Annotated in this window: 8 protein-coding genes; 3 read left to right on the forward strand and 5 right to left on the reverse strand. The window is 42.8% G+C overall.

Annotated features, from left to right (window positions below; genetic code table 11):
- Positions 1 to 329: 329 nt before the first annotated feature.
- The 4 genes from CJD36_RS22000 to ku form a co-directional block, all read right to left on the reverse strand.
- Positions 330 to 1952, reverse strand: coding sequence for a T9SS type A sorting domain-containing protein (locus CJD36_RS22000; RefSeq protein ID WP_105041370.1), 1623 nt, complete (start codon positions 1950 to 1952; stop codon positions 330 to 332).
- A 196-nt stretch (positions 1953 to 2148) separates the two neighbouring features.
- Positions 2149 to 2568: a YciE/YciF ferroxidase family protein gene (locus CJD36_RS22005; protein ID WP_240609407.1), complete on the reverse strand. Its 420-nt coding sequence runs from the start codon at positions 2566 to 2568 to the stop codon at positions 2149 to 2151.
- Positions 2569 to 2596: 28 nt separating this feature from the next.
- Positions 2597 to 2791, reverse strand: coding sequence for a hypothetical protein (locus CJD36_RS23770; RefSeq protein WP_240609408.1), 195 nt, complete (start codon positions 2789 to 2791; stop codon positions 2597 to 2599).
- Positions 2792 to 2892: 101 nt separating this feature from the next.
- Entirely contained in the window at positions 2893 to 3666 is a 774-nt protein-coding gene (gene ku / locus CJD36_RS22010; protein ID WP_105041371.1) for a non-homologous end joining protein Ku, read from the reverse strand.
- A gap of 108 nt (positions 3667 to 3774) precedes the next feature.
- Here ku and CJD36_RS22015 point away from each other — a divergent pair, with 108 nt between their 5' ends.
- A complete protein-coding gene (locus tag CJD36_RS22015; RefSeq protein WP_105041372.1) occupies positions 3775 to 5295 on the forward strand; it encodes an FAD-dependent oxidoreductase in 1521 nt (506 codons plus the stop codon).
- Positions 5296 to 5385: 90 nt separating this feature from the next.
- Positions 5386 to 5889, forward strand: a complete 504-nt coding sequence (locus CJD36_RS22020) for a pyridoxamine 5'-phosphate oxidase family protein (protein WP_205685687.1) — start codon at positions 5386 to 5388, stop codon at positions 5887 to 5889.
- A gap of 74 nt (positions 5890 to 5963) precedes the next feature.
- On the opposite strand, the gene ligD is transcribed toward CJD36_RS22020, so the two are convergent.
- Positions 5964 to 8723, reverse strand: a complete 2760-nt coding sequence (gene ligD / locus CJD36_RS22025) for a DNA ligase D (RefSeq protein ID WP_105041421.1) — start codon at positions 8721 to 8723, stop codon at positions 5964 to 5966.
- Between the two features lie 368 nt (positions 8724 to 9091).
- On the opposite strand from ligD, the gene CJD36_RS22030 reads away from it, so the two are divergent.
- A complete protein-coding gene (locus CJD36_RS22030; RefSeq protein ID WP_105041374.1) occupies positions 9092 to 12490 on the forward strand; it encodes a T9SS type A sorting domain-containing protein in 3399 nt (1132 codons plus the stop codon).
- Positions 12491 to 12519 lie beyond the last annotated feature (29 nt).

Below are 12519 nucleotides of genomic sequence, written 5' to 3' on the forward strand. Positions count from 1 at the left end.
CATTTTACATCTACTTTTTGATTTAGATGAGCCACTCTAGCCTATTTCAAGCGAGGTATATGTTTTAAATTATGCGTAGGGCGTGGAATTTAGACTGTTTTACGTCTGATTGGATGGGTAAATGGTGTGTTTGGAGGCCTGATTACGCTACAAAATGAATACGCCCCGTGCGAATATCATGCTTCATTTCGATAAACTCAGTGTAAACTTGCGGCTCAGCATGACATTCGGATGGCTTCGCAAGCGGGACGCTGGCATGAAGCGGGACGCTTCGACTAGTGTGGCAGTGATAGAAAGGCAATCAGAAAAGTGGCGTTGTATTAAAACTGCTATCGGATAATAGCTAGTTTGCTATAGTATATAGTGTGATCAGACGTGGCAACTCTAAGTGTATAATACCCTTGCGGCAGCCGTGATACGTCGATGGGATCATTACCTGTTCTATTTTTGTCTAGCCACACCCTACCCGACACATCGAGAATAGCTATTTCATCAATTACTTTGCCGTCAGGGGCCTTGACATATATATGGTCTATGCCAGGATTAGGAAATACCTCTATCGATGCAGGCGTTATGAAGCTATTTACTGAGAGTGGCGGTGGAATATAATCGTAGATACAGCCATCATCATAACCCTGCGGTGTGGCTGCAGCAACTGTAGAGGTATATGCAGTATGCATTGTGACTGGACTGAGTGTCATAATAGCTGGGGTAGCTGCAATGAGGTTTGTATCATGAAACGCTATAGAAATGTGCTCTTGCGCACACATGCCGTGTCCATTACTATCTGTATTGAATAGTGTGACCATATAAGGCAAGCACGTATTGGCTATGAAGTTCCATTCATTGGCACTTTTGATGTAAGGCGCACTTAATGCCGCGTATTGGGCACCAGTAATTGGTCGTTTGAACGATGTTGACCATAGAACATTGCCAGCGGTATCTATCTCTGTGATCATACGCCCTCCCTTAGGTATCCAACCGCAGAAGTTACCTGCATTCAGGCCGTTAACTAACAGAACATTACCGTTCGGCAGTAGTTTCATAGCCGAAATACCGGAGCCTGTATTGCTTTCCTTCTGCCACTCCAGTACACCGGCAGGAGAGAACTTAAGCAAATAACTACGTGCACTATCTGCGAAAGCTTCTATGGTTGTTCCTAAAATGACAGAACCATCGGGAAGCTGAACGACTGAGTAAGGCTCTACAGGGAGGGGACTATGTAATTCATTTGTCCATGCGATGGAATTATCGGGCATTAACCGGCTAACATAAGACCATTGAGCGCTAAATACATGGTAGACGACCATAATGCTGCTACCCATGTCATTGACGTCTATGCAATGTGGCCAAAGCGCTTCCGGTTCTACGCCATTGACATGTATACTATCTGCACCTAAAACGTAGCCATTGTTATCCAAATCTATAATTAGCGGAGCAGTAGCATTCCAACCGGCAGAATCGGAATAACCATTTTGTACGGTGAGTAACTTAACTCCAGCAGGTGCCGGAGCAATGGCGTTAATAAAGAAATGAAAATCATCGCTATGAATGGTTTTTGATGAGAGTACATTCCCGTCCAGCCCACGTTTTATAAATGATAGCCCTGATACAACCGTATCAAAATTTTCATTGGACACCGAACCTATAGTACCATCTGTAAGACCAACTGTATAATAAGAGGCACCGCTTATCGCAGACTGAGGCCTAAAAGCGGTATCGGTTTTAATGACCTGTAAACCGAAATAGTTTATGGATTCTGAACCCGGTTGCCCTCGCATATTGGAAGTTAAATAACTCCCATCCGCCAATCGCTGAACAGGGCCGCAGTAGCCAAAATAAGCATTACTATAGTTGGTAGTATCATATTGCTTACAAATGCGTGAGAAAAGCTCCTGAGCATGAATATGAGACACAACAAAAAGGAGCGCGAGCATTGATAGGTATCGCATAGTGTAGTATTTAGAAGTACTAATATACTAAATACCGACATATTATACATCGATTTTTCTAAGTTGGGTAGAATATTAACACAAAGGTGCTACAAGCAAAAATTGTGACCACCTCTCGAAGAAAACACATCATATCTAATACAACAGAGCAGGCGTACCTGTAAGATACGCCTGCCAGTTCCCACTTCAAGAATGACTAATCATCCTCTTCTTCCTCACTTGCGTCGTAATTGACGTTATTCTCAGCGATGCCGGTGAGGAGACTATCTGCATTCTTTTCTTCTTCCAGTGTTGTAGCCAGTATTTCCGCTACTTCATTGCGACCAAGGGTTCTTGCCAGTTGCGCCAAACCACCGTAAGTTGATATCTCATAGTGCTCTACTTTTTGCGCAGCGAGTATCAAGCCTACATCGCGGGTGGCGGTTCCTTTTTCGGTCTCTTCAATTATCCCCTCCCCTTCCTTTGTTATGCCTTCCATGGCATCGCATTTCTTTGCACGTGGCTTTTCACCCATCAGTTCAAATGCCTGCTCTAAACGGGTAACGTGAACTTTTGTTTCTTCCAAGTGATCGAGGAACGCCCGCTTCAACTCAGGTGAAGTTGCGGCCTTAGACATTTTAGGCAATGTCTTTACCAGGTGCTTCTCAGCTCCAATAAATATCTTTCAGCTCATCTTTAAAGAACTCCTCCAACATTGAATCATTCGTCTTCTTGCCTGATTGTGGCATTGCAGCTTGTTTAGCCGGGGCCTGTTTAGCTGGGGCCTGTTTAGCAACAACATTAGCATCTTTCTTTGGGGCAACCTTGGCGGGCGCCTTCTTAGTTGTTTGTGTTTTCATTCCTAATTAGTTTTAAAAGGTTTCAATGTATACTCAGGTAAATACCATGCCAGATATACTGTTGAGTCCTCAATTGAGAGAATGTTATTTTATTGATGATATTAAGAGGCCTTCTTCATTTTAATTTCTAAACTAGCCTTCAACTGCGCCATCAGATCTTTAGACTTACTGTTCACAATTTTGATAGCATGTTCTTTAGGCTTTACGCCCTTCGCTTTAGACTTTATCACTTTCATTAATTCGCCTGAGTATGTGTCTTTATACCTACCCACATCAAATTTTCCTGATAGTTGATCGATAAGCGAAATAGCCATCTTTAGCTCGGCAGGTTTTAGCACAGCGCTTTTAGGTGCGAGCTCTTCTGTGCTTCTTATTTCTTCTCCAAAACGAAGCCGCACGAGTTGTATAATGTCAACGCCGGCTTTAAGTATGCACAGATGTTCTTTATTACGCAATACAAAAGTTGCCACGCCTACCTTACCTGATTTTTCAAGGGCAGCCCTGAGCAATCCATACGCCTTTTCACCGCCTTTGGCCGGCCCGAGGTAGTAGGGCATTTCAAATAAAAGGGTATCTATCTCCCCTTCATCCACAAATTCGCCAATTTCTATGAGTTGAGATTTCTTTGCATTAGCCTGTTCAAAGTCTTTATCATCCAGTATAACGTATTTGTCCTTTACCATGTATCCCTTAACAATATTGCCCCACGCTACTTCTTTACCGGTATTTTCATTTACCCGCTTGAATTTAATATGGGCGTTATCTTTTTTATCCAACATATCGAGATCGAGATTGCTGGATTGAATAGCACTGTACAATTTTACGGGAATGTTTACCAATCCGAAGCCTATAGCCCCTGTCCATAATGGTCTCATAACATAAGTTTTAAAAGTTGATCTATTAAAATACTATGCCCCCAGATTTATAAATAATGCTGGCATAATAGTTAAGCAGGTAAATACTGAAACTAAAATGACCATAACATGAACAGAGATGGTTCTCTACAAAGTATCTGGCAAGAAACTACAGCCCCGTATGTAACAGCAAATGAATGGAAGAGTGACACCCAATATGATGTACTGATAGTTGGCGGTGGTATTACCGGCCTCACAGCAGCACTACTTCTGCAGTCGAACGGGAAAAAATGTGTACTTGCCGAAGGTGAAATATTAGGGTTTGGCACAACGGGAGGTACTACTGCACACCTGAACACGATGTTGGATACACCTTACGCTAAAGTAAAAAAAGACTTCAGCGCAGATGACGCTAACTTACTGGCTAACGGCACAAAGGAAGCCATAAACCAGATTGAGAACCTTGTTAATAAATATGCGATCGATTGCGATTTTTCTTACAGATCGGCAATAGTTTATGCAGAAACAGAGGAACAAGTAAAAGCTCTTGATGAAATACATGCCGGCGATGACGAAGCCGGCGTACATTCTGAACAGGTATATGAACTGGAGATACCAGCTTCGTTTGTCAAAGCATATAAGTTTGATGGACAAGCTAAGTTACATCCTCTTAAATACCTCAACGGACTTGCAAAAGCCTTTGAAGAGGCGGGCGGGGTAATATTGCAACATTGCCTGGTGACAAAGGTCAATAGTGATAACGGAATTGCCGCCGAGACCTCATTGGGAAATATAAAGGCCGACAAACTGATGTATGCAACGCACATTCCGCCCGGAATCAACCTCTTTAACCTAAGGTGTGCTCCCTACAGAAGCTATGTGATGGCCTTTACCCTGAAAAGTGGTAACTACCCAACTATGTTCCATTATGACATGCAAGAGCCGTATCACTATTTCAGAACACACGAAATTGACGGACAGAAAGTTGTAATAGGCGGTGGGTTTGACCATAAAACCGGACACAATGATAATACGACGTATGTGTTTACTGAGTTAGAGGCCTATCTCAGAAAGCTTTTCGACATAGACTCAATAACTTTTAAATGGTCGTCTCAATATTATGAGCCAGTAGACGGGCTTCCATATATAGGCTTGATGCCGGGGCACGACAACATTTACCTGGGAACGGGGTACGGTGGCAATGGAATGGTGCTGGGTACACTGGCGGCCAAAATGATATGCGACTTACTGGTAAGTAAAAACAGTGCCTATGAAAAACTGCTGTCACCATCGAGATTAAAGCCAATTGCGGGTATCAGCAATTTTGTAAAAGAGAATATAGATGTAGTAAGCATGTTCCTAGGTAAGCGACTGGATTACGAACATATTACCCAACTTGCCGACCTGGCCACAGGGGAAGCGAAGGTGATAAAATGGGAAGATCACCCGCTGGCAGTTTATAAGGATGAAAAAGGCAAGATACATGCACTGGACCCTGTGTGCCCTCATGCAGGATGCATAGTGGGATGGAATAGTGCAGAAAAAAGCTGGGACTGCCCCTGCCATGGCGGCAGATATGATTGTAACGGTAAATTACTGAACGGGCCTGCAACGGGGGGACTTACTGTAATTGACTGGATGCATTTGTAATTGAATTCATCTACTTTTTTAGTTCACTAAGATGTTATAGGCTATTGGCATGAATTGTTTATAGCTATGGTGATTAAAACAGATAAAAAAATGAGTACGAAAAATCTCTCGACCGCCGATGCGATCATAAAACTAAAAGAGTTTGTAGATAGTAACGCTACCTGTTTCTTTTGTACCAATATTGCCGATGGTAAATTTGATACAAGGCCGATGTCGAGCCAGCAGGTAGATGATGAAGGCAATGTATGGTTCCTCAGTAAAAAAGGAAGCGATAAAGACTTCGATATTAAAAGAGACGACAAGGTGCAATTGCTTTATAGTCTATCGAGCCACAGCGGATTTATGAGCGTGCAAGGCAAAGCCACTACTACTGATGACCAGGCAAAAATAGATGAGCTGTGGACACCAATTGCGAAAGTGTGGTTTCCTGAGGGAAAAGAAGACCCGTCGATAAGTGTGATCAAGGTGACTACCGATGGCGGCTATTACTGGGATACGGAACATGGCAAGGTAGTATCATTCATAAAAATGGCAGCTTCATTGGTAACGGGCGAAACTAAAGATGATGGCGTGCAGGGAACGATGAGTTTATAAAATAAAAGCTGTCCGACAGCGTTGCCCGCCAAGTAATTGGCGGGCATTTTTATTTGTGACAGTCCACACGATTTTTATAAAAGTGTATTAATACGCTTTATAGTAGCATCAACATTAATGCCCTTCCCTAATACACCTTTAAACAGATCGCCTTCTACTTTTAATCTTGATAAAATAGTTTTGATATTGAAGTCAGCCATTTTTAAACCTTTTTTTACTTCAGACCAATCGAGAGGAGTGGACACTGTGGCACCCGGCTTAGGGCGCAATGAATAAGGGGCGGCAATTGTTTGTATGGTGCGATTTTGCAGAAAATCGAGATAGATCTTTCCTTTGCGTTTACTTACTGTCCGCTCAATGCTGGTGAAGTCGGGCAGTTCATTATGCACAATGTTCACGATCAACTCAGCAAGTAATTTAGATTGATCATAACTATACTTTGCCCCAAGAGGTATATAGATATGAAGCCCGGTAGAACCGGAAGTTTTGCAGAAAGAAGGAACCTTAACCGAATCTAATAACTCTTTAACAACAAGGGCAACTTCTATCACCTGATCAAAACTGTTCTTATCGGGATCGAGATCTATTACGCACCAATCGGGGTTATCGGGAGACTGAATGCGACTATGCCAAGGGTTCATTTCTATGCAGCCGAGGTTGGCAGTATATAAAAGGCTGGCTTCGCCGGTGCAGACGAGGTATTTTTTGTATACGCCCCCTGAATCGCTGAAGTAAGGATGCGTAGTTAACCAGTCAGCTACTTTACCTTCTACATCTTTCTGGTAGAAACTGAAACCCATTATTCCCTCAGGAAAACGATTGAGCGACTGTGGCCTGCCTAACAGATAAGGCAAGATATATGCCGCTACCTGATGATAGTAGCTGAGCATATCACCCTTTGTTACCTTTTCCTTTGGCCAGTATAGTTTTGTAAGATTAGTGAATTTTATTTCCTGATTTTCAACGATGATGGTGGACTCCTTTTCATCGGCGCTAAATAATGCTTTAGCCGTCGCCTTTGCTTTTTTTAGCGGCACCTGCTTTTCAATAGCATCAGTCTTACGAGTGGTTGTCTTTTTGATAGCCACGTTCTTACTATCTTTAACAGCAACTGAGGCTTTGGCCTCAACCACTTTTGCATTTCCTGCCTTCTTTGCAGGAACGTGGACTATTTTTTCATCCTTCTCATTCTTTGCTGACTTATCCTCCCTCAATCCCTTGAAGATAGGATGTCGCAATACCTTATCACCAGTCCACTCCGTAAATTGCACATCACATATAAGTTCAGGCTTCATCCAGGTGACCGGCATGTTTGTAAGCGGTAGTTCTTTAAACGGACATTTATCTGTAATAAGTGGTTTGAATTTCGCTGACAACTCCTTCAACTCTTTGTCATTGAACCCTGAACCACTATGCCCGATATAGGTAAGCTTCTTATTGACATACTTGCCCAGGATAACCGCACCAAAATGCGCCCGCGAATTGCGGGGCTTTGTGAAACCACAGATGATGGCCTCTAATACCTGGTCGTTTTTTATCTTCAACCAGCTGTCTGTTCTGCTACCAGTAACATATTCACTGTTAGCATCTTTAGCCATTATGCCTTCTAAACCCTGCTTTTTAGCAGCATTGAAAAACTCGATCCCTTTTGATTCGATATGGTCGCTATAACGAATCGCACCGTCATCTTCCGGCATGATACTTTTCAATACTTGCTTCCTGTCCTTAAGCGGCAGGTGGCGCATGTCTTTTCCATTGTACCAGAGCAGGTCAAAAACGAAGTAAGCTAAAGTGGTCGCCTTACCTTTACGGGCAAAATTCTGCAGCGCCTGGAAATCAGCATTACCATCGTCTTTCAATGCAATGATCTCTCCATCAACAACAGCGTCTACTTTCCAATTTTGCAAAGCAGCAGTGATACTACTGAACTTTTCTGCAAAGGGCTGATCATTGCGTGAACGGATATCCACTTTACCACCTTTGAGGAAACTAACAGCACGATAACCATCCCATTTTATTTCGTATATCCAGTCTTTATTGTCAAAAGGTTTATCGGCACGCATGGCCAGCATGGGCTTTTCCATTTTTGGGAAGGGCACTTTTTTAGCAGGCTTTAGTAATGTAACAATGGCGACATCAACCTCTTCACCCGCTTCATCCTTTTGCTTTTCAGCCGCTGCTTTCTTCACAGACCCGGGTGCCGCTTTAGATGCTGCCTTTTTAGCCGGCTTCTTTGTTTGTCCGTAAATATTTTCAGGATGAGCCTCTACCGGTTTTAGGGTGTGCTTTGAAATTACCGACTTATCTTTTAATGTTATGTCTGTTGTTACTGCGTATTTATCGTCATGTTTTATCAACAGCCACGAATTATCGGTATATCCTTTTGTTCTAACAAGTGCAAATTCTCCCTTCAACTTTTTACCCTTTAATGCAAATTTGAGGTTACCACTATGTAGCTGGTGTAATAGCTCTTTCTCCTGTGTCTTCTTATCCTTTCCTTTACTGTCTAAGGCAGTATAAGTGCCCTCGTCCCAAACAATTACTGTTCCCGCCCCGTAGTTACCTTCAGGTATAATGCCTTCAAATGTGCGATAATCATAGGGATGATCTTCTACCATCATCGCAAGCCGTTTCACTTCAGGGTCGGTAGATGGTCCTTTGGGTACAGCCCAACTCTTGAGCACGCCTTCCATCTCCAGCCTGAAATCATAATGCAAGTGAGAAGCGTCATGCTTTTGAATAACAAACCGAAGTTCATCTTTAACGACTTTGCCACCGGTGGGTTCCGGGGTATCTTTGAATGATCGTTTGGCTTTGTATTTTTTGAGGCTCATGGGTGGGTAATTTTTTGTATCCAGGGATATTGGGCATATTATGACAGGTTTTGGTTTGGCCAATAATTGCCAGACCAAAATGGCTGCAACAGTCATCAACAAAACTCCAGGAACTCGCAGATGCATTAATGTTAGTAACAGATAAAAAAATCGTACCAGTTGATATCAAAAAGACAGCTGTAGACGCGATAAATATTCGCATTGTACCAAAAAGTCACTTCCTTATAGATTAGCTTTCAATTGATAAAATAGAATAAAACTAAAATTGATATTAAAACTCATTATAAATATTGAGTTTTAATATCAAAAAACATATTACATTTACACAATTACATATACTATCATTGTACCAATAATGCCATTCATTTATGAAAAGGATATTTTTACTTACTGCACTATCAAGTTTCCTTATAGTTCTATCGCTTTGTAGTTCCGCCCAAGTAACTATCACAGATAGCATCACAGCCACCGGGGTAATACTAACTGCCCATGTGCCTACGGTTGCTACCACAACAGCTTCAGTACTTTCGGCAGATGACGGGTACACTGGATTGACCAACTTAGGATTTACCTTTAATTACTATGGCAATAACTATACTCAATGTGTGGTGGGAGCTAACGGGCATATTACATTCAACAATGCATTGGCAGGGGCTTACGACCCCTGGCCTATAAACAGCCAGTTGCTAGGTAATAGCAGTGCGCTCAATACCATTTGCGCGCCATGGAGTGATTACTGTTTACCGCTTGGCGGATCATGCTATTATATGACATACGGTGCAGCTCCTTACAGGACCTTTGCAGTTACCTTCTGCCGGGTAACGCTTTATGCATGCACATCTAACTACATAACCAGCACCATACTGCTGCACGAAACAACAAATGAAATAGATATACTCATTGGCCATAAAACGTCAACATGTGCATGGAACGGCGGTTATTCGATAGAGGGGATACAAAATGCTACGGGTACCGCGGCTACAGCGGTACCGGGAAGAGATTATCCGAGTATATGGTCCGCAAGTAATGACGCACAGCGTTTTTCTCCTGCAATCGGGGGGGCGTCATACACTGTTAATCCCATTCCTTATGCGCCGGTCTACCCGGCCACGGGACTTTCAGTGTCATGGTACGATAGCGCTACAGGTGCATACGTTGGCAGTGGTAATCCTATAACAGTACATCCAGTTACCCCAACTAATTATATCGCTATTGTAACTGCATGTGCAGATTCGTTTGCCAGTGGTTCGATAGGTGGTGTAACAGGATCATGTACCGGTACACCAATAGCGGGTGCCATTACAACTACAACAAGCACTGCTTGCTCTACTACTACTGTTGCTCTTGCAGACACCGGCAGCACAATAGCTTCATCGCACCAATGGCAATCTTCACCGGATAGCTTAACGTGGACGAACATTGCCGGGGCGGTAAGTCCTACTTATACATTTTCAGGATTAAGTGCAAATACATACTACAGATGCCGTACCACTTGTTTGCTGGGTGGAGCATCAAGTGAAACCGCCGGTATACTTATATCTTATACTTCCAGTTGTCCGTGCGTACTGGCAAACCCGGGTATCGTAGTGTCTAATGTATCTCATGCATGTTCCACATTAACGATCATACTTGCCGACACCACGTATTCAGTATCTGCCGCTACAGTGCAGTGGCAATCATCGCCCGACAATGTGACTTGGAATGATATTGCCGGCGCTACTAGTGCAACCTATTCTTTTACGGGACTGGCCAGTACTACCTATTACCGAATGAAATTCCTCTGCCTGTCGGGCAGCAGCAGTATGACATCGGCAAGCATAATGATCACTTATACGGCGGCATGTTCTTGTAGTGGTACACCTACAGCAGGATCAGCAACAGCAAGTTCCACATTTTGTGGTCTATGTTCTGTAACGTTCGATCTTGTAGGATCAACACTTGCAGATAGCCTGGGTTACCAATGGCAGCGGTCGGTAGATAGTGTTTCATGGTCTGATATACCAGGTGCAACTACAGTACCATACACCGCGACTATCTATAACACCTATTATTACCGGTGTAAAGTAACATGTGTACCTACGGCAAGTTCATCCTTTTCTTCGGGCGTGCGTGTGAGATTTCATTATTATATCACAGCCGATAGCGTTAGTACCATTTTAGATACAACATGCGCCGGTCCACGGTTTTACGTGTGGTCGAATGGTTACTCAGGTACACAGCGTATTAAAACATATTATGGTGACGGCCAGAGCGACTCTATGGCGCTTTCTTCAAGTGGGCTGATAGCCTATTCAAATGTTTTGCACCCATATAGCGCTCCCGGCTACTACACTATAAAACAATTGCTTTATGATAACAACGTACTGCAAGACTCAATATCATTTGTGTATCACTATTACTATTGCAGAACTTTCCCTGTAAAACTATTTGTGGATGAGAATGGAAACTGCTTTAAAGATGCAAGTGAACATTACAACCATCTGCCCACGCAGGTAAGAGTGGACTCTAATGGTATCACAATTGATACAGTCTCTGTTACCAGCGGTCTTTATTACACCACTACCGGTGCCCCGGGCACTGTATATTCCTTCAGGATCGTTAGCAGCACCTGGTTAGCAACCTGTCCGTCGTCGGGTGTTATTTATGACACGGTATCAGCCGGAGTTTCTGCATACCCAACAAAATATTTCGGGCTAACTTGTGGATCAGGATCTTTTGACCTATCGGTATATGCGATAAGTCAGGGAGCAGGGCCCAACAGGCAAAGAGGTAATATTTATCTTACCAATGCAACTTGCACACTAACACCTGCAACTGTAACGCTAAACTACAGTAACCTGTATAGCTGGAATTTCAATGCCGTTCCAGGTGTTTCATCCAGTCTGCCATCATCGCTAAACTGGCATTTTACTGGCGTTACCGGTGATGCGGCGGCACCTTTACACATGTTTTTTGATGTATGGGCTCCTTCTTCAGCACTAGCACCTATAGGAAATATTATTACCGATCATATCATTGCAATGCCCTTTATAGGTGACTATGATACTACTGATAACCATGTTGTAATTATAGACACAGTGAAAGGTAGCTGTGATCCTAACGCGATATCAGTATTACCTACGCAATGCCTGCACCCGGATAGCCTTGCGTTAAGATATACTATACAATTTGAGAATATTGGTAATGATACAGCACACAACGTATATGTAATGGATACACTATCTGACAACCTTGACCCTCATTCTTTGAATATATTAATGGCATCAGCACAAATGGATGTCTCGCTGATCAACGATGGAACACACAATATTATAAAGTTTGACTTTCCGGGTATCAACCTTATGGATAGTTCACAACACGATCTTTGCGGTGGCGCTGTGATATATGACATTAAAAGGTATCCAGGTCTGACCAATGGCACTAACCTTTATAATCGTGCAGGCATCTATTTTGATCATAACAGCGTGGTAATGACTAATACGGTAACAACCACCATAGGATGCGATCTCTTAAATTTGCCGGATACGGCTGCATCTACCGAAGTTGAGATCTACCCCAATCCCGCAACTAGTGAATTGACCATAAAAGCAGATAAACTAGTATATAGCACTGTGGTCATTACCAATGCCGTTGGTCAGCAGTTTTCTTTGCAAAACATTACGGCCAATGTAAGCAAGGTAAATGTAAAATCTCTGGCAGCGGGGGTCTATTATGTTACACTAAGTGGGAGTAACGGGAATAAGGTACTTCGGTTTGTGAAATATTAATCTTATTAGTTGCTCAATTTTGTTCATGA

This window comes from Flavipsychrobacter stenotrophus, assembly GCF_002954265.1.
Lineage (GTDB): Bacteria > Bacteroidota > Bacteroidia > Chitinophagales > Chitinophagaceae > Flavipsychrobacter > Flavipsychrobacter stenotrophus.